This window comes from Micromonospora sp. NPDC048169 (assembly GCF_040652815.1).
Taxonomy (GTDB): Bacteria; Actinomycetota; Actinomycetes; order Mycobacteriales; family Micromonosporaceae; genus Micromonospora.
The window spans coordinates 1-17,545 of the sequence record NZ_JBEZMS010000030.1 but is presented as its reverse complement, the minus strand read 5'-3'; the positions used below and the strand labels follow the sequence as shown (position 1 = coordinate 17,545).

12 protein-coding genes, 1 pseudogene and 1 riboswitch are annotated in these 17,545 nt (G+C 74.3%); of the genes and pseudogenes, 8 read left to right on the top strand and 5 right to left on the bottom strand.

Annotated elements, in window-relative coordinates:
* The first annotated feature begins 24 nt into the window (after positions 1-24).
* Positions 25-170, top strand: a riboswitch (cyclic di-AMP (ydaO/yuaA leader).
* Together AB0D28_RS22735 and AB0D28_RS22730 are read left to right on the top strand one after the other, a co-directional pair.
* The gene (locus AB0D28_RS22735; protein ID WP_357388697.1) at positions 169-813 is read left to right on the top strand and encodes a transglycosylase family protein; all 645 of its coding nucleotides are present in this window, start codon (positions 169-171) and stop codon (positions 811-813) included. It overlaps the preceding riboswitch by 2 nt.
* Before the next feature lie 186 nt (positions 814-999).
* Positions 1,000-1,449: a YbaB/EbfC family nucleoid-associated protein gene (locus tag AB0D28_RS22730; protein ID WP_357388695.1), complete on the top strand. Its 450-nt coding sequence runs from the start codon at positions 1,000-1,002 to the stop codon at positions 1,447-1,449.
* Positions 1,450-1,612: 163 nt separating this feature from the next.
* Here the strand turns inward: AB0D28_RS22730 and AB0D28_RS22725 are convergent, their stop codons facing one another.
* From AB0D28_RS22725 to AB0D28_RS22710, 4 genes are all read right to left on the bottom strand, one after another.
* The gene (locus tag AB0D28_RS22725) at positions 1,613-3,676 is read right to left on the bottom strand and encodes a M4 family metallopeptidase (RefSeq protein ID WP_357388693.1); all 2,064 of its coding nucleotides are present in this window, start codon (positions 3,674-3,676) and stop codon (positions 1,613-1,615) included.
* 412 nt (positions 3,677-4,088) lie between these two features.
* On the bottom strand, positions 4,089-6,407 hold the full coding sequence (locus AB0D28_RS22720) for a transglycosylase domain-containing protein (RefSeq protein WP_357388691.1): 2,319 nt from the start codon (positions 6,405-6,407) through the stop codon (positions 4,089-4,091).
* 145 nt (positions 6,408-6,552) lie between these two features.
* Entirely contained in the window at positions 6,553-7,212 is a 660-nt protein-coding gene (locus AB0D28_RS22715) for a hypothetical protein (RefSeq protein WP_357388689.1), read from the bottom strand.
* 143 nt (positions 7,213-7,355) lie between these two features.
* Positions 7,356-7,790: a hypothetical protein gene (locus tag AB0D28_RS22710; RefSeq protein ID WP_357388687.1), complete on the bottom strand. Its 435-nt coding sequence runs from the start codon at positions 7,788-7,790 to the stop codon at positions 7,356-7,358.
* A gap of 156 nt (positions 7,791-7,946) precedes the next feature.
* Here AB0D28_RS22710 and AB0D28_RS22705 point away from each other — a divergent pair, with 156 nt between their 5' ends.
* The 6 genes and pseudogenes from AB0D28_RS22705 to AB0D28_RS22680 all read left to right on the top strand — a co-directional run.
* A complete protein-coding gene (locus tag AB0D28_RS22705; RefSeq protein ID WP_357388685.1) occupies positions 7,947-8,888 on the top strand; it encodes a diacylglycerol kinase family protein in 942 nt (313 codons plus the stop codon).
* A gap of 29 nt (positions 8,889-8,917) precedes the next feature.
* Complete coding sequence (locus AB0D28_RS22700; RefSeq protein ID WP_357388683.1) at positions 8,918-9,688, top strand: nucleotidyltransferase domain-containing protein; 771 nt, start codon at positions 8,918-8,920, stop codon at positions 9,686-9,688.
* Between the two features lie 36 nt (positions 9,689-9,724).
* Positions 9,725-12,517 carry an FAD-binding and (Fe-S)-binding domain-containing protein gene (locus tag AB0D28_RS22695; protein ID WP_357388681.1) on the top strand — a complete coding sequence of 931 codons (2,793 nt, stop codon included), beginning with the start codon at positions 9,725-9,727 and terminating at the stop codon, positions 12,515-12,517.
* Positions 12,514-12,936, top strand: a complete 423-nt coding sequence (locus tag AB0D28_RS22690; protein WP_357388679.1) for a glutaredoxin domain-containing protein — start codon at positions 12,514-12,516, stop codon at positions 12,934-12,936. Before AB0D28_RS22695 ends, AB0D28_RS22690 begins: the two co-directional genes overlap by 4 nt.
* A 95-nt stretch (positions 12,937-13,031) precedes the next feature.
* Complete coding sequence (locus AB0D28_RS22685) at positions 13,032-13,886, top strand: SDR family NAD(P)-dependent oxidoreductase (RefSeq protein WP_357388677.1); 855 nt, start codon at positions 13,032-13,034, stop codon at positions 13,884-13,886.
* A 92-nt stretch (positions 13,887-13,978) separates the two neighbouring features.
* Positions 13,979-14,116, top strand: a pseudogene (locus AB0D28_RS22680) (VOC family protein); the annotation flags it as partial.
* A 24-nt stretch (positions 14,117-14,140) separates the two neighbouring features.
* On the opposite strand, the gene AB0D28_RS22675 reads toward AB0D28_RS22680, so the two are convergent.
* Positions 14,141-17,128: a glycosyl hydrolase gene (locus AB0D28_RS22675; RefSeq protein ID WP_357388675.1), complete on the bottom strand. Its 2,988-nt coding sequence runs from the start codon at positions 17,126-17,128 to the stop codon at positions 14,141-14,143.
* Positions 17,129-17,545: the final 417 nt, after the last annotated feature.

Here is a 17,545-nt window from a genome sequence, read left to right as displayed (position 1 = left end):
GCCGGAAACGCCAAATCCCGCCGCCGGCCGCGGTCACCGAACCTCGTGCGGGAGCGGGGGAACCACACGTTCCACGGTGCATCGTCACCTCGGGGTGAAGCCGCCACCGGCGGCCGGGCTCCTCGGCCCGAACCCGACAGCTCACCTCGTCGGCGTGGAGGAATCCACATGGCAACCGAATACTCAGCCCGAAGCCGCCGTACCGCTCTCGGAGCGGTGATGGCCGGCGCCGCCCTCGGCGCCGCGACCCTGTTCGGCTCGGCCGCTCCGGCCAGCGCGGGCGTCAACTGGGACGCCGTCGCACGCTGCGAGTCGGGCGGGAACTGGAAGATCAACACCGGCAACGGCTACTACGGCGGGCTCCAGTTCTCCCGTGCCACCTGGAACGGCTACGGCGGCCAGAAGTACGCCGCCCGCGCCGACCTGGCCAGCCGGTCCGAGCAGATCGCCGTCGCGGAGAAGGTGCTGCGCGGGCAGGGCATCGGCGCCTGGCCGGTCTGCGGCAAGAAGGGCGGCTCGGCGAAGAAGAGTTCCGGGCCGGCTGCGGCCGAGAAGCGGTCAGGCGCGAAGAAGGCCGCGCCGCGGCGACCGGCCACGAAGAGGGCCGCGCCGGAGCGGGCCACCACCCTCGTCGCGCCACAGCCCAGGACCGGCACCGGGACGTACCTGGTCCGGCCGGGGGACACGCTGTCGGAGATCGCCGTGGCGCAGCGCGTGGACGGCGGCTGGCGTGCCCTGCACGAGCGCAACCGCGCGGTGGTGGGCGACGACCCGGGGCTGATCTTCCCCGGTCAGCGGCTGCGTCTGCGCTGACCGGTCTCGCGGACGCCCGGCCGCTTCACCCCGGCCGGGCGTCCGCGCCCGTGCGACACGCCGCGTTGCCGGTGTCCGGCCTGCTCGCGGCACCGGGACGCGGCCCGCGAGGGCCGGTAGGCGCGATTCGTCGGGGGCGGTTGCTAGGGTCACGGTCCTCGGCTAAGACGTGAAGAAAGCGCTGATATGACCAACGACCCGTTCTCGGCGGCGGCGAGCATCGACGAGCTGCTGACCCGTACGCAGCAGGCGCTCACCGCGATGCGCTCCCGGGCCTCGGCGCACGCCGACGGCGAGGCGGCCGACCTGCTGCGCGCCGAGGGCACGGCCGCCGGCGGCCGGGTCCGCGCCGTCGCCGTCCAGGGTGGCCGGCTGGATTCCGTGACGATCGACCCGGAGCTGGCCGGCGAGCCGCTGGACGTCCTCGGCGGGCACCTCGTCGCCGCCGCCAATGCCGCGCTGTCCGAGCTGGACGCCCAGGTCAGCGCATCTGCGCGGGCCGACGCCGATGCGCTCGCCGCCCGGCTCGGCAGCATGGGCGACCAGGCCGAGCTGTTCGGCCGCGCGATGCACGAGGCTGCCGCGCGGATCCACCGCGACCGCGGCACCGCGTCCCAGGGCGCCCGCCCGGCCTGACGAACCGGGTGCCCACCCGGACGACGCGACGAAGCGCCCGGCTCGACGCGATGCCGTCCGGCAAGCCGCGATGCCGTCCGGCCAGGCGCCGTGAGGGGCCCGGCCGGGCATGACGAGGCGGCCGGCCGTCGGGAGGACGACGACCGGCCGCGCTACGCCACGGTCAGCTCAGGGTGACCGCGGTGTCGTCGACGACGAAGGACGTCTGCAACGAGCTGTCCTCCACGCCGCTGAACGAGATGGTCGCCGTGGTGCCGGCCAGCGACGAGATGTCGAAGGACCGCTGCACGTAGCCGGTGGCCTTGTTCAGGTTGGAGTAGGTGGCCAGCGTGGTGCTGCCCGCCTTGACGGTGAGCTTGTCGTACGCGGTGCTGGTGGTCGACTCCGCGCTGTCGATGTGCAGCCAGAAGCTCAACGTCGCGCGGCATCCGGCCGGGATCGTCACCGACTGACTGAGCGTGTCGGTGTGCGACGAGCCGTACCCGTCCAGCCACGCCTTGTACGAGCCGCCGTGCGCGGCCTGGCCGCTGTCGGTGGTGATGACGCCGGACGAGGCGCTCCAGCTCACGTTGCCCGACTCGAAGCCCGGGTTGGCGAGCTTGTTGCCGGAGCAGCCGCCCGACGGCGGGGTGGTCGTGGTGCTCGGGGTGGGCGTCGGGCTGCCGCCGGAGCAGGTCGGGTCACCGGACTGGGCGGGCACGCTCACCGCGTCCCAGGCCGCCTTGACCGTGTTGAACTCCGTGCAGCTGCCCGGGTAGAGGTTCTTCGCCGCCTGCAGCGTCCAGGTGCGGTACTTCAGGTACGACGAGGACGAGGTCTTCAGGAGCATGCCGTTGTACATGATCTTGATGGCCTTCTGGATGCCCAGGCCGGTCACGCTGCTGCCGTTGCAGGTCGAGCTGGACGGCTGCCCGTTCGTCGGGCTGCTGCCGTTCGCCAGCAGGTAGAACCAGTGGTTGCCCGGCCCGGCCGCGGCGTGCACCTCGGTCGACGGGATGCTGCTGGAGTAGCAGTTCGGGTCGCCGAGCGCCGACGGGTTGTACATGTTGCGGATCGGGCCGGAGCCGACCAGGTTGATCTTCTCGCCGACCAGGAAGTCCGGCGCGTCGTAGCTGGACGGCTCGTTGGCGAACCACTCGGTGGCCGCGCCGAACGTGTCCGCCACGAACTCCTGCGTGCCGCCGCCGGAGATGCCGCCCGGGGTGTTGTCGTCGATGCCGTGGCCGATCTCGTGCGCCACCACGTCCAGCGAGCCGATCCACTGGCCGGCGGTGTTCTTGCCGATCTGCACCTGGCTGCCGTCGTAGTAGGCGTTCTGGTCGTTGAGGCCCACCCGGATCGGCCAGTAACCGCCGTTGCCGTTGGCGCCGTTGCGGCCCAGCCACTGGGCGAGCATCTTGTGCTCGGTCTGCGCGGAGAACAACGCGTCCACGCAGCCGGTCTCCTTGTTGGTGCCGGTGCCGTTGCCCCACACGTCGTCGGAGCCGCTGAACGTGGTGTTGTTCGCCGCGTCCTGGCAGCTCAGGTTCGTGACGGTCGGGTCCTTCATGGTGTACGTGGAGCCCGACTGGGTGGTGTTGAGCGTGAGCGGGCTGGGCCCGTTCCAGGCGCCGGTGCCGGTGCCGCGTACGACGTGTTCCTGCTTGCGCAGGACCGCGCCGGTGCGGGCGTCGACGTCGACGGTGAGCCGGCTGGGGCCGTCCGCGCTGGTGCCGCGTACCGTGGTCTCCCAGGCCAGCGCCGGTGTGGCGCCGAGCGTGTAGACCACGAGTGTGGTGCCCTCGACCGCGCTCACGGTCTTGAGCTGTGCGCGCGCCGTCTTCGTGGCGGCGGCCTGGGTGAGCGCGGGCGTGGTGGCGAGGGCGCCGATCGGGCGCTGCTGGGCGACCGAGGCGTACTTCAGGTTGCCGGCGGAGTCCGTGGCGAGCACGAAGTCGCCGCCGACCACCGGCAGCCCCTTGTAGGTGCGCTCGTAGGGAACGTACTGGGTGCCCTCGGAGGAGATGACCGGCTTCTGGACGAACGCGTCGTCGGTGCCGGCCTGCAGGTATGCGGGACGGTCCGCGACCAGCGCGCGGGCCGAGTCGGCGGCGGCCGCGCGGGCCTGGGCCGGGTTCGGGGCGGCGGGCCCGGGTGGCGCGGCCTGCACGGCCGCGGCGGTGCCGGCGGCGAGGATGCCGGCCGCGGCCGCGCCGGTGAGCGCGGCGAGGCGAGGTGAGAGTTTCACGGGGGTTTGCTCCTGTTCTACAGGCGCGCCGCACGGAGCCCGGTGGGGACGGGCGGCGCGGTGGTGCGAGGCAGGGTGACGGCCGGTCACCGGAGCTGCCGGCGTGGCTCCGGGTCGACAGATCGACCGTCGCGAGTCGCCGGGGGTCGGCGGCTCGCTGGTGCACAATCACACGCCGCGCGAGCCCGGAGCAATAAGTGACCTGGGCAACCACTGGCAGTCGGGCGTGTCGCCGCACGCGTCGATTCAGGCAACCATGATCTTCAATAGCCCCTGATCAGGGCGAACATTGCCGACGGTGGATGGGTGCCGGTGCAAATTGCGGACGTTGCCGCTGTGTGCGAATGGCGCGCATAGACGCGAGGCCGCCGCGCGTACCGCCGGGCGGCGGCCGAGTCGCCGCCCGGCCGGGTCAGCGCGGGCCGCGGGTCCGCGTCGGCGACACGGTGGGCGGCGGTGGCAGTGACGGCGTCAGCGTCGGCCGCGAGGTCGGCCGGCCGGTCGGGTCCGGGCTGGGGCTCGACGAGGAGGGGCTCGGGCTCGGGCTCGGCGAATCCGACCGCGTCGGCGCGGCGGTAGTCGGCGGCGGCGCCGAGCGGGTCGGCTCCGGGGTCTCCCCGGGGAACTTCGGCTCACCGAAGCGGTACTTCTCCGGGTCGAGCTTCATCGCCGCCGTCGCCCGGGTCATGAACTGCCGCCAGATCGGCGCGGCGCCGGTCGAGCCGTACACCTCGTAGCTGCCGTCAGTGGTCCGCAGCGGCTTGCCGTCGGTGGTGCCCAGCCAGACGGCCGAGGCGAGAGCGCCGGTCCAGCCCACCATCCAGGTGTGCACGTTCTGCGTGGTGCTCTGCCCGGCCTGCCAGGTGCCGGTCTTGCCGGCGGAGTCCCAGCCGTTGCCCAGCTCGGCGGCCCGCACGCGGCGCAGCGTCCAGTCGAGCTGGTCGATCGCCTCGCGGTCCAGGCCCAGATCCGTCGTACGGAGCTGCTCGGTCCACACGTCCTCGTCGTCCTTGCTCACCGACCGGACGAAGTGCGCGTCGGCACGCTTGCCGCCTGCGGCGAACGTGGCCATCCCGTTCGCGTGGTCCTGCACCGTGATGCCGTACTGCCCGATGCCGACCTCGGTGGAGAACCGCTTCGCGACCTCGTCGGCGGGGTCGCTGCGCAGGTCGACGCGCTGCGGCCGGGGATTGCCCCGGACCGTCTCCCACATCGACTCCACGCCGGCCTGCCGCGCCGTCTCGATCACCTTCGCGGTGCCCAGCTTCTCGGTCAGCTCGAAGTAGGTGACGTTCAGCGAGGCGACTGTGGCCTCCCAGAGCGCGCAGTCCGGCTGGCAGGCGGCGTGCTCGGCGTTGCGGATCGGCCCGGCCGCGCTGCCCTTGGTGCGCCCCGAGGCGGGGAACTCCTTGGTGTCCGGCGAGTCGAACCGCTGCTTCACCGAGATCCCGTCCCGGACGGCGGCGGCCAGGTCGTACACCTTGAACGACGACCCCGGCGGGTGCTGGCCGAAGCCGCGGGCCTCGCCGTTCTCGTCGGAGTACCAGCCGGCGTAGTCCGCGCCCGAGCCCTTGTCGCCGCCGTAGTAGCCGAGCACCCGGCCGGTCCCCGGCTCCACCGCCACCAGCGCCGCCTGCCAGTTGCGCGGCTGGCCGCGCACCGCCCGGGGCGCGGTGTCCCGCCGGATGTCCGCCGCCGCCTCGGCCGCGTCCTGCACGCGCTTGTCGATGGTGGTGACGATCCGGTAACCGCCGTCGCGGATCACCTCGTCGGGCTTGCCGCGGAACGGCTCGGTCTCACGCAGCTCGGCCAGCACGTGGTTGACCACCAAACCGGTCGGCCGGTCCAGGTCGGACCGGCCCGCGTCCTTGTCGATCGGCCGGACCATGTCCGGGTACGCGAGATCCGCCGCCTGCTGCGGCGTCAGGTAGCCGAGCTTGACCATGCCGTCGCGGATGTAGTTCCACCTGTCGATCGAGTTCTGCCGGGCCAGCGCGTTGCGGCGCGGGTCGTAGCCGGGCGAGCCCTCCGGGTCGGCCGGGTCCGCCTCCGGCTGCTTCACCATCGCGCAGAGCACCATCGCCTCGGCGGGCGTGAGCTGCCGGGCGGCGGGCGCGTCCCGGCGCACCGTCTTGCCGAAGTACGTCTGCGCGGCCGCCTCGATGCCGTACGCGCCCCGGCCGAACGGCACGGTGTTCAGGTAGAAACCGAGGATCTCCTCCTTGGAGTACGCGTCGTCGAGCTTCCACGCGATCACCGCCTCGCGCAGCTTCCGCGAGTAGGTGACCCCGCGCAGGTCGGCGGCGATGCGGGCGTACTGCTGGGTGAGGGTGGACGCGCCCTGCCGCTGCCCGCCGCTGACGTTGGCCCAGGCCGCGCGCAGCACGCCCTTGACGTCGATGCCCTGGTTCGTCCAGAAGGTGCGGTCCTCGGCCGCCACGATCGCCTGCTTCGCCGAGTCGTTCATCTGGTCGTACGGCACGATGGTGCGGTTCTGTGCGCCCAGCTTCGCCATCGGCGTGCGCCCGTCGGCGTAGTAGACGGTGGTGGACTCGGGCAGCGTCAGATCGCTCGGCGTCGGCACGCTGTCGAAGTAGTAGCCGCCGGCGACCAGACCGCAGCCGGCCAGCAGCGTGGTGACCGCGAGGACGGCGAGCAGACGCCGCCGCCTGCGCCGGGGACGCGCCGGGGCAGTGCCGCCCGGTTCCGGCGTGGATCCGCTGTTCCGCACGCGATACCTCCGACTGCTCGGCTGAGTCGTGCCCGGCTCGCAGGCTAACCGAGCCGCGCCGACCGCACCGGCCGACGACGGCTGCCGGTGTGGCGCGGGGCCGGGCCGGTGCGGAGTGCCGCCGCCCCGGTGGAGGGAACGGCCGTCAGCGCGCCGGCCGGCCGGGGATCCGGTCCTCGCGTTCCCGGCGGTCGGCCCGGCGGGTCCGCCACCTGTCGTTGCCGCCCGCGTGGAACGGCGCCGGCCGCCACAACGACCACACCCGTGTGCCGTCCGGGGCGGCGAAGGTCTCCCGTTCGGCGTACCCGAGCCGCCGCAGCAGCTCCTCCTGCTGCCCGGCGCACGGGTGCGCGTACGTGGGCAGGCTCAACGTGTCCATCCGGCGCTGCGCCGCGGTCAACGCCTGCGTCGCGCCGCCCCGGGGCGCGGCCAGCAGTGCCAGGTGGTTGTGCGCCTCCGCCGGCCGGCGTGCCGCCAGCCCGTCACCGAGGCGGCGGAACCGGTCCTCGTCCGGCCCGGCGGCGCCGGCGAGCCGGTCGGCGTACCGGTGGGGGGCGGGGATCGGCCGGTAGCGGTGGAACCACACGCTGGCGGCGCTGCCGTCGGGCAGCAGGAACGCGTCGCCGAACAGCAACGCGTGTTCGGTCCAGATCCGCGCCACGGCGGCGAGGACCGGCAGGCGGCGCGACGTGTCGGGGACGAGCCAGGCGGCCAGGGCGGTGGGCGCGAGGGCCTCGGCGACGAGATCGGCGATCCGGCCGATGTCGCACCAGCGGGCGCGGACGACGGGCAGGGCTGTGCTCATGGACGGACTCCTGTTTCCAGGGGTGGTCGGGTGGGGTCGGTTGCGGGCGCCGGACGACAGTCGACGGCGCGGCCGCGACGGGCGGCAGTCGGGCGGGGACGCGCACCGCTCCGGGCCGGAGACGGTGCCGGTGGACAGCCCGCTCAGGCGGGCCTGGTGTCGGGGCGCGACGTGCGCGACGGCGGTAGTGGTTCGGCCCCCGGCCGCGCGTACCGGTGGGTCGGTGTCGGCAGCCGCCAGCGGTTCGCGTCCGCGTCGGCGGCCTCGCTGTGCACCCCGCCGCCGCCGTGGGTGACCCGCTCGTGCCGTAGCGGCACGACGGGACCGGTCGTGGCGTGCGCCCGCGCGGGAGCCGGTGCCGGGGAGGCGACCGGACCGGCCGGATCAGTCGCATCGGTCACCACCTCGGGCATGTGGGTGAGGGCGGTGGCGGTGAGCGGGCCGGACGGCTGCCGGTCGGCGGCGAGCGCCTCCGGACCGGAGGCGACCCCCTGGGCGCCCCAGGCGATGGCCACGCCGCAGAGCAGCAGACCGAGGCGCAGCGTGTAGCGCGCCACCCGACCGGTCCGTCCCGACATTCCGCACCCTTCGGAGCCGCGCCCGGCGGCACGGATCGACGTCCCGCACTGTACCGAACGTGAGGGCCCGGGCACAGGAACGCCGCCGCCGGGGCGCCGGGCGCGTCGCGCCGGGCGCAGGCGTGGGAAACCGGCGGTCCGGGTACCAGCGGGGCCATGAACACGCGCACGGCCGAACGCCCGGACACCGCCCCCGCCCCCGCCGCGCCCCCGGCCGGTGTGGTCGCTGTCGTCGCCCACCGGAAGAAGACGTTCGGCGGCGGCCTCGACGAACTGCGCTCCCGCCTCGTCGGCGCCGGCGTCGGGAAACTGCTCTGGTACGAGGTGCCGAAGAGCCGCAAGGCGCCCAAGCGGGTCCGCGCGGCGCTGGACGCGGGCGCCGATCTGGTGCTCGTGTGGGGCGGCGACGGCATGGTGCAGCGGTGCGCCGACGCGCTCGCCGGCAGCGGCGTGCCGATGGGCATCCTGCCCGCCGGCACCGCCAACCTGTTCGCTGTCAACCTCGGCATCCCGGTCGACCTGCCCGAGGCGGTCCGCATCGCGCTGCACGGCCGCCGCCGCGAGCTGGACCTCGGCCGGATCAACGGCGAGCACTTCGCGGTGATGGCCGGCGCCGGCTTCGACGGCGACCTGATCCGCGACGCCGACCGGCAGCTCAAGGGCCGGTTCGGCCGGATCGCGTACGTCTGGACCGGGCTGCGGCACGTGCGCGGCGAGTGCGTACGCACCCGCGTCCGGGTCGACGGCGCGGACTGGTTCGACGACGAGGCGAGCTGCGTGCTGTTCGGCAACGTCGGCACCATCACCGGCGGCATCCCGGCCTTCGACGACGCCCGCCCCGACGACGGGGCGCTGGAGGTCGGCGTGGCCACCGCCAGCGGCGCTGTGGACTGGGCGCGCACGCTGGGCCGGATGGCCGCCGGGCGCTCCGAGGAGTCGCCGTTCGTCCGGATCACCCGGGGTCGCAAGATCACCGTGCGGTTCGACGCGCCGAAGACGTACGAGCTGGACGGCGGCGCCCGGGGCAAGGCGAAACGGCTCAAGGTCAAGGTGGTGCCGGGTGCGCTGAGCGTGTGCTGTCCCGACCCGGCGGACTGACCGCGCCCGGGCCGGGGCAGGATGCCGGAATGCGCGACGACATCCGCGACTACCTGGCCGAAGTGGTCCGCCGCTCCCGGGACGTGCTCGGTGAGGACCTGGTCGGCGCGTACGCGGCCGGGTCGGTCGGGCTGGGCGCGTACCAGCCGGGACGCAGCGACGTGGACGTGGCGCTGGTGGCCGCCGGGCCGATGCCGGATCCGGACAAGCGCCTGCTCGTGGACCGGCTGCGGCACGAGTCGCTGCCCTGCCCGGCGCGCGGCCTGGAACTGGTGGTCTACCGCCGTGACGTGGCCGCCTCCGGCACCTCCGAGCCGGGCTTCGAGGTCGAGCTGAACACCGGCGCGACGATGCCTTTGCGGGCCACGTACGACCCGGCGGACCGGCCCGCCGCCGACGGGCGGTTCTGGTACGCGCTGGACCGCGGCATCCTGCGCCAGTCCGGCCTGGCGCTGCTCGGCCCGCCCGCCGCCGACGTGTTCGCCGACCCGCCGCCGCAGGCGCTGCGGGCGCTGCTTGCCGACGCGCTGCGCTGGTGGCTGGCGCTGCCCACACCGCCCGGCGACGAACCGGCCCCCGGCACGGAGGACGCGGTGCTCGGCGCCTGCCGGGCGTTGGTGCGCCACCGCGACGGCGTCTGGCTGAGCAAGGTCGACGCCGGGCTGCGGGTGGCCGCCGACGACCCGGACGCCGTGCTGATCCACGCCGCGGTCGAGGCCCGCCGGGGCGGCCCGCCGCCGTCCGGCCCTGCTGCCCGCGCGTTCCAGCGGCGGATGCTGGACCGGATCATCGCGGACTGAACCGCGACTACTGTGAGCCGGGGAGGTGCGGTGATCATGACGGAGCTGAGTGCGTCCGCGCGGGCCGGACTGGAAGCGGTCGTGCCCGGCGGCGTGGCGACCCGGGCCGCGGACCGGCTGCGGATGGCCCACGACGCCTCGCACTACCTGCTGCACCCCGGCGCGGTGGTCACGCCGCACGACGCCGGCCAGGTCGCCGCGCTGCTGGCGTACGGCGCCCGCACCGGCACCCCGCTCACGTTCCGCTCCGGCGGCACCAGCCTCAGCGGCCAGGCCGTCACCGACCGGCTGCTCGTCGACGTGCGGCGGCACTTCCGCGACCTGACGGTGCTCGACGACGGGCGGCGGGTCCGGGTGCAGCCGGGAGTGGTGCTGCGGCAGGTGAACGCGCGCCTCGCGCCGTACGGCCGCAAGCTCGGCCCCGACCCGGCCAGCGAGTCCGCCTGCACGGTCGGCGGCGTGGTCGCCAACAACTCCAGTGGCATGACCTGCGGCACCGAGTTCAACACGTACCGGACGCTGGACTCGCTGGTCCTCGCCCTGCCAAGCGGCACCGTGCTGGACACCGGCGCTCCCGACGCCGACGCCCGGCTGCGCGCCGCCGAACCGGACCTGCACGCCGGGCTGCTGCGCCTGCGCGACCGGGTACGCGGCAATCCCGACTCGGTGCGCCGCATCCGCGCCCAGTACGCCATGAAGAACACCATGGGGTACGGCGTGAACGCGTTCCTCGACCACGACGACCCGGCGGACCTGCTCACCCGGCTCGTGGTGGGCAGCGAGGGCACGCTCGCGTTCGTCGCCTCGGCGACGTTCCGCACCGTACCCGTGCACCGGCACGCCGCGACCGGCCTGCTGGTCTTCGAAACCCTGGGCGCGGCGATGGCCGCCATGCCGGCGCTGGTGGCCGCCGGGCCGGCGGCGATCGAGCTGCTCGACGCCGCCGCCCTGGGTGTCGCCCAGCGCGACCCGAAGGCGGACGCCGCGCTGCGTGGCCTGGCCGTGCGCGGGCACGCCGCGCTGCTCGCCGAGTGGCAGGAGTCCGACCCGGCGGCGCTCGCAGACCGGGTCGCGGACGCCGGGCCGGTGCTCGCCGGCCTGCCGCTCAGTGCCCCGGCCCGGCTTAGCGGCGAACCGGCCGCCCGCGCCGCGCTGTGGCACATCCGCAAGGGCCTGTACGCGGCGGTGGCCGGCGCCCGCCCGTCCGGCACCACGGCGCTGCTGGAGGACATCGCCGTCCCGGTCGAGGCCCTGGCCGGCACCTGCGCGTCGCTGGCCGAGCTGTTCGAGCGCCACCGGTACGCCGACAGCGTCATCTTCGGCCACGCCAAGGACGGCAACCTGCACTTCATGCTCAACGAGCGCTTCGACGGCGGGCACGCCCCGGCGCGGTACGCCGACTTCACCGAGGAGATGGTCGACCTGGTGCTCGGCCACGGCGGCACGCTGAAGGCCGAGCACGGCACCGGCCGGGTGATGGCCCCGTACGTGCGCCGCCAGTTCGGCGACGAGCTGTACGAGGTGATGCGCGAGCTGAAGACGCTCTGCGACCCGCACGGCGTGCTCAATCCGGGTGTGCTGCTCAGCGACGACCCGGAGATCCACATGCGGCACCTCAAGACCGTGCCGACGGTGGAGGAGGAGGTGGACCGATGCGTCGAGTGCGGCTACTGCGAGCCGGTCTGCCCCAGCCGCGACCTCACCACCACGCCCCGGCAGCGCATCGTGCTGCGCCGGGAGATCGCCGCCGCGCGGGCCGCCGGTGACGCCGCGCTGGTCCGGGAGCTGACCGGCGCGTACGACTACGACGCGGTGCAGACCTGCGCCGTCGACGGCATGTGCGCCACCGCCTGCCCGGTGCTGATCAACACCGGTGACCTGGTGAAACGGCTGCGGGCGGAGGAACACGGCCGGGCTGCGGGGACCGCGTGGCGTGGCGCGGCCCGGCGCTGGGGCGCCACCACCCGGAGCATGGCGCGCGGACTCGACCTGGCCGGGGCGCTGCCCTCCGCGCTGCCCGAGGCCGCCACCCGGGCGGCACGCGCGGTCCTCGGCGCCGACCGGGTGCCACTGTGGCAGCGGGACCTGCCCCGGGGCGGCACCGCGCGCCGCCCGCGCCCGGCCGACGACCCGGACGCCGTGTTCGTCCCGTCCTGCCTGGGCACGCTGTTCGCCCCGGCGCAGGGCGGCACCGGCGTCGCCGCCGCGCTGCTCACGCTCGCCGAGCGGGCCGGCGTACGCCTGCTCGTGCCGGACGGAGTCGGCGACCTGTGCTGCGGCACCCCGTGGTCGTCGAAGGGCCTGGTCGAGGGCTACCGGGCGGTGCGCGACCGTGTCCCGCCGGTGCTGCGCGCGGCGAGCCGCGACGGCACGTTGCCGGTGGTCAGCGACGCCGCGTCCTGCACCGAGGGCTTCGAGCGGCTGCTCGACGGCGCCGGGGACCTGCGGGTGGTCGACGCGGTCGCGTACACCGCCGGTGAGCTGCTGCCCCGGCTGACGGTGCGCCGCCGGATCGGCTCGCTCGCGCTGCACCCGACCTGCTCGTCGGTCCGGCTCGGCCTGGACGACGCGCTGTTGACCGTGGCTCGCGCGGTCGCCGACGAGGTGGTGGTCCCGGAGGGCTGGCAGTGCTGCGGCTTCGCCGGTGACCGGGGACTGCTGCATCCGGAGCTGACCGCGTCGGCCACCCGGGCCGAGGCCGCCGCCGTGGCCGACCGACCCTTCGACGGGTACGCCTCGGTGAACCGCACCTGTGAGATCGGGCTGGCGCGGGCCACCGGGCAGCCGTACCGGCACCTGCTGGAGCTGCTGGCCGAGGTGACCGCGTGACGCGCAGCTGGCGGCTCGCCGCTCTGATGCTCGTCGTCGGTGCGGCGGTGGCCGCCGGTCAGGACACGCCGGTGTCGGCGACGGTGGGGTTCCTGGCGTTCGCCGCGCTGGCGGCGCTCTTCTCGCCGCTGGCGTTTCCCCGGTCGCTGACCTCGGCGCAGGCGCGGCGACGCAGCGCCGACGACGGCCGGCCGGTGATCTACTGGCGGCCCGGCTGCACGTACTGCCTGCGTCTGCGTCTGCGGCTGGGCGGGCGGGCCCGGCGCGCGTACTGGGTGGACATCTGGCGCGACCCGGAGGCCGCCGCCGCCGTCCGGGCGGTGACCGGCGGCGACGAGACGGTCCCGACCGTGGTGCTGCCGGACGGGGCCGTGGTCAATCCCGACCCGGCGTGGCTGCGGGCGCGGCTCGGCGCCTGACCTGGTGAACCCCGGCACGGGGCGGCCCGACGGGCATACCGTGCGAAGGGGGCGTCACGGACGGCGCCCGCGAAGGGGGAACGATGTCGGCCGGGATGTTGTCGGGGCGAGTCGCCGTGGTCACCGGCGCGGCGCGGGGGATCGGCCGGGCCACGGCGGTGGCGCTGGCGCAGGCGGGCGCGGACGTCGCCGGGATGGACGTCGCCGGGCCGGTCAGCCCGATCCTGGACCTCCCGCCCGCCACCCCGGACGACCTGGCCGAGACCGGCCGGCGGGTCACCGCGGCCGGTGCCCGCTGGTCGGCGCACGTCGCCGACCAGCGGGACATCGGGGCGGTACGCGCGGTGGCCGAGGCGGTGGAACGGGAACACGGCGGCGTGGACGTGCTGTTCGCCAACGCCGGCATCCAGGCGTTCGCGCCGCTGCTGGAGATGACCGACCAGCACTGGCACGACCAGATCGACGTGAACCTCACCGGCGCCGCCAACGTGCTGCGGGTCTTCGCGCCGCTGCTGGTACGGCGCGGCGGCGGCCGGATCGTGGTCACGTCGTCCACGCAGGGGCAGCACGGCACCACGAACGGGTCCGCGTACTCGGCGTCCAAGTGGGGGTTGATCGGGCTGGTCAAGTCGGCCGCGCCGGAACTCGGGCCGCACGGCGTGACGGTGAACGCGGTGATCCCGGGCCTCGTCGACACCGCGCTGACCCGGCACCGGGACCGCTACGTGCAGGCGCTCGTCGAGGCGGGGAAGTCGCCGTCGGGCGACCTGGCCGAGGTGGAGCGGGAGGCGGTGGCCGCCCTGCGGGCGAAGACGCCGCTGGGCGTGCCGTGGGTGGAGCCGGAGGACGTCGCGCCGCTGGTGGTGTTCCTCGCCTCCGACGCGGCCCGGATGGTCAGCGGCACGTCGTTCGCCGCGACGGCGGGCGACAGCGCGCACGTGACCGCCTGACCTCACCGGGCTGCCGCTGCCGGCGGTCGTGGCTAGGCTCGGGCGATGCGTCGATCGAGCCGGCCGAACCGGAGTTCACCGGCCTGGCCGACGTGGTGCCGGGGCTGGTCACCGCCGTCCAGCCGGTCGACGACGCGCCCCGCTACCACCTCGACATCGAGACCGACGACGTCGCGGCCGAGGTCGAGCGGCTGTGCGGGCTGGGCGCCACGCCGGCGCCCCGGCCGCGAGGGCCGGGGCGCCGGTGCCGTACGTCAGGAGCCGTACGGCAGCGTGACCGTGGAGCTGTTGCCGACGCCGAGGATCGTGGGTGCGCCGCCGATGGCGTTCCACACCTCGACGCGTACCATGCCGCCGGACAGGTTGCCGAGCGTGCCGCTCGCCGAGAGCAGGCCCTGGGTCTGCCGGTAGCGCTCCGCGCCCGGGATCGGGTCGGTGGCGAAATAGCGGTAGGTCTCCACCCGCTCGACGCTGCCGTTGCCGGTCAGGTCGTAGGAGACCCGGATCTGGACGCCGTTGCCGACCGCGGTACCCGCGTCGACGGCCAGGTCGAAGGCGGTCGCCCCGCCGGTGTACGTGCCGGTCAGCCCGGTGGCGGTGAACACCTGCGGGTTTCTCGGCGTGCCGTCGGAGTTGCCGTTCGCCGCCGCCACGCTCACCGTGCCGCTCGTGCCGGCGGTGCCGTCCAGTCCGCCGCCGGAGCGCAGGTAGCGGACCGGCTTCAGCGGGGTGCCGCTGGTCGGGCTGGGGCTGGCGGTGGTCGGCTTCGGCGTCGGGCTCGCGCTGGTCGGGGACGCGGTGGGCGTCGCCGTGGACGGGGGACCGGTCGGCACCGTACCGCCGCCGGTGGCGTTGCCGCCGCTCCACGTGTACGCACCGGAGGTAGCGGTCTTCCCGGCCGGCACGGCGAGCGTGACGCCGTTGGAGAACGTGACGGTGAGCGGCCGGGCGGTGATGTTCGACGCCACGTAGGTGCGGGCGCCGTTCTTGACGAACACCTTCGCCAGCGGGTGGTTCGCGGTGACTGTGGTGTCCACGGTGCCGAGCGCGGCCAGGTTGCGGATCCAGTGGAACGTGTGCGCCTTGCTCTCGCCCTCCTCGCTGGTGAATCCGCTGTTCGCGCGGAAGTTGCGCAGTGCCTGCTCGCCGTCGCCGAGGGCCAGGAACTCCCAGACGATGTCCTGCCACACGGTCGGCGGGCCGCCCTTGTTGGTGACCAGCTCGGCGTAGTTGGCCTTGACGTACTCCGGGAAGTCGCCCAGGTAGAGGTGGCCGCCGGTGATCGGCAGCATGTTGATGCCCTGGATCATCTCCGGCGCGGCGGAGAACCAGGTCGAGTACGATCCGCCGTCGCCCCACACCATGCCGACCGTCCTGTGCCCGAACGCGGCCGGGAAGTTCTGGTCGTACACGTCGAACCAGTACTCGGAGATCGCCGCGGACTGGGTGGTCCACAGGTAGACCCCGGCGTCGCGGACGGCGGTGTCGCCGGTGGCCTGGCCCCACTGGATCAGCGCGTTGGCGAAGTTCATCCCCTCCGACGAGGACTCCTGGTTGTTGCCGGCGAAGAACGGCGCCAGCCCGGAGGCCCAGTCGTGCCCGGCGTAGATGTCGAAGTCCCGCAGGTAGGGGAAGCGGCTGTCGGAGCGGTCGTAGTTGTTGGCGTCGCGGATGAGCAGGTCGACCATGCCGCCGTAGCGGCTGTCGTCGGCCCAGCCCGGGTCGAACTTGGCGAGCGTGGCGGCGGCGGCGATGAAGTAGCCGTAGTGGAAGTGGTGGTCGTTGAGGTCCTCGTCGGAGCCGTACGACGCGGGGTAGCCGATCAGCGTGCCCCAGTTGCGGTCGTAGTAGAACAGCTGGCCGCTCTCGCCGGAGCCGGCGGTGAGCCAGTTGGTCAGCCGGTTCCGCATCGCGTTCAGCGCCGCGTCGCGGACCGACGTCTGCCCGAGCTGGTCGGCGATCTCGGCGAGCCGGGCGGCCCGGCCGAGCCCCTTGCCGGCCCAGTAGGTGTCGGTGCCGCTGACGCCCTCCGGGTTGCCCTGCTCGGCGTTCAGGTAGCCGGTGACGGTGGACAGGTCCGCGCCGCTGGAGTCGCCCACGGCGGGCACCTCGGGCAGCACGCCGGTGAAGCGCATGGTGGTGGTGAACGACGGCACGCCGGTGAGCACCCGCATGGCGCCGCGCGCCGAGACGTACGTCTGGCCGATCGGGGTGGCGCCGGTGAGGCTGCGCCACTGGTGCGGGTAGAGCGAGACCACGGTCTTCGCCTCGCTGCCCTCGCGGGGCGTGGTGGTGAACGCGTACGTGGTGCGTACCGTGCCGGCGGACGGGTCGTACGCGTAGCTCATCCGGGTGCCGGTGACGTGTGCGTGGGCGTACCGGCCGTAGGTGTCGGCGAGAGCGGCCCGGTCGCCGCCGCCGGGCAGCACCGCGACGGAGAAGTACCCCTTGCCGGCCAGCGTCGAGCTGATGCCGGTGCCGCTGACGGTCCAGGTCGCGCCGCTCGGGGCGTACGCGACGTAGTCGTGGTCGCGGACGGTGAAGCCGATGGTGGCGCCGGAGTTGCGCCAGACGGTGGGTGTCCCGGCGGTGGTGAGCTGCGCGGTGCCGCCGTTGACCGTGTAGTAGCTGAACGGCAGGCCGTGGCCGATGGTGGCGCGCATGGTGCGGCTGCCGTCGCTCCAGTCGGCCGTGACCGTCCAGTCGGTCCAGTCGGCGGCCCTCACCACCGGCGCGGTCAGCCCGGCCAGCCCGACGCGGACGTCCTCGGTGTACGGGTAGTGGAACTCACCGACGCCGGTCGCGGTGCCGCTGATCGCGGGCGTGGTGGTGTACGACAGTCCGAGCCCGTTGTTCTCCGCCTTGTAGGCCAGCGGGTGGGCGTGCAGGACCTCGCTGCCCGTGCAGTTGTTGCGCTTCCAGATCAGCGAGGACCACCAGTCGTTCGTGGGGATCGCGCCGGCCGGCGCGTCGGCGGTGGCGTACGTCCTCGGGTTGGTGCTGATCGCGCCGCAGCCCTTCGGCAGCAGGGCGCCGGCCGGTCGCGTCTCGGTGTAACTGCCCGCGCCGACGGCGCCGGCGGTGGCGGTGCCGCCACCGGCGACCACGACGCCGAGCAGGCCGGCGGCGAGCACTGCGGCGGCGACGAGGGCGGTGGCCCGCAGGCCGCGTCGGCGGGCCGGGGACGGGCCGGTCGCGGTCGGGGGCACGGGGTCGGGGGAGAAGTCCCGCAGGAGGGTCATGGAGGTCCCCTTCACGAGGAGAAGGCGGGGGTTCGGGGTGGTGGTCCGGTGCCGTGAGAGCGCTCTCTTGAGATGCGACATTAAGGTTCGGGTTACGGATCCGTCAATGTCTTGTTACCAAAGAGAGCGCTCTCCGGCGTTTGGGACCGATCCGCCGGTCCTCGTCGGAAGCGCTCTGACCAGTACCGACACGCGCCAGAGCGCCGCCCCCGGCCCAGGCGGCCGGGGGGCGGCGTGAGGGACGCCCGCGTCTACCCTGAGTCAGGCTGCGGTGGCGGTGAGGCTGCGCGCCGCGACGGTGCCCGGCGTACCGCCGGCACCGGGCCGGTCGGCGCCCGGCTGCCCGGTGACGACGGGACGCGACGAGGCGGGCTGGCGGGGCGCGGCGGGCTGCCGCGGCGTCCGGGCGGCGCTCAG

Coding starts and splice junctions, on each gene's coding strand:
- AB0D28_RS22735 (WP_357388697.1), top strand. CDS start 169: ATGGCAACCGAATACTCAGCCCGAAGCCGCCGTACCGCTCTCGGAGCG.
- AB0D28_RS22730 (WP_357388695.1), top strand. CDS start 1,000: ATGACCAACGACCCGTTCTCGGCGGCGGCGAGCATCGACGAGCTGCTG.
- AB0D28_RS22715 (WP_357388689.1), bottom strand. CDS start 7,212: ATGAGCACAGCCCTGCCCGTCGTCCGCGCCCGCTGGTGCGACATCGGC.
- AB0D28_RS22710 (WP_357388687.1), bottom strand. CDS start 7,790: ATGTCGGGACGGACCGGTCGGGTGGCGCGCTACACGCTGCGCCTCGGT.
- AB0D28_RS22705 (WP_357388685.1), top strand. CDS start 7,947: ATGAACACGCGCACGGCCGAACGCCCGGACACCGCCCCCGCCCCCGCC.
- AB0D28_RS22700 (WP_357388683.1), top strand. CDS start 8,918: ATGCGCGACGACATCCGCGACTACCTGGCCGAAGTGGTCCGCCGCTCC.
- AB0D28_RS22695 (WP_357388681.1), top strand. CDS start 9,725: ATGACGGAGCTGAGTGCGTCCGCGCGGGCCGGACTGGAAGCGGTCGTG.
- AB0D28_RS22685 (WP_357388677.1), top strand. CDS start 13,032: ATGTTGTCGGGGCGAGTCGCCGTGGTCACCGGCGCGGCGCGGGGGATC.
- AB0D28_RS22675 (WP_357388675.1), bottom strand. CDS start 17,128: ATGACCCTCCTGCGGGACTTCTCCCCCGACCCCGTGCCCCCGACCGCG.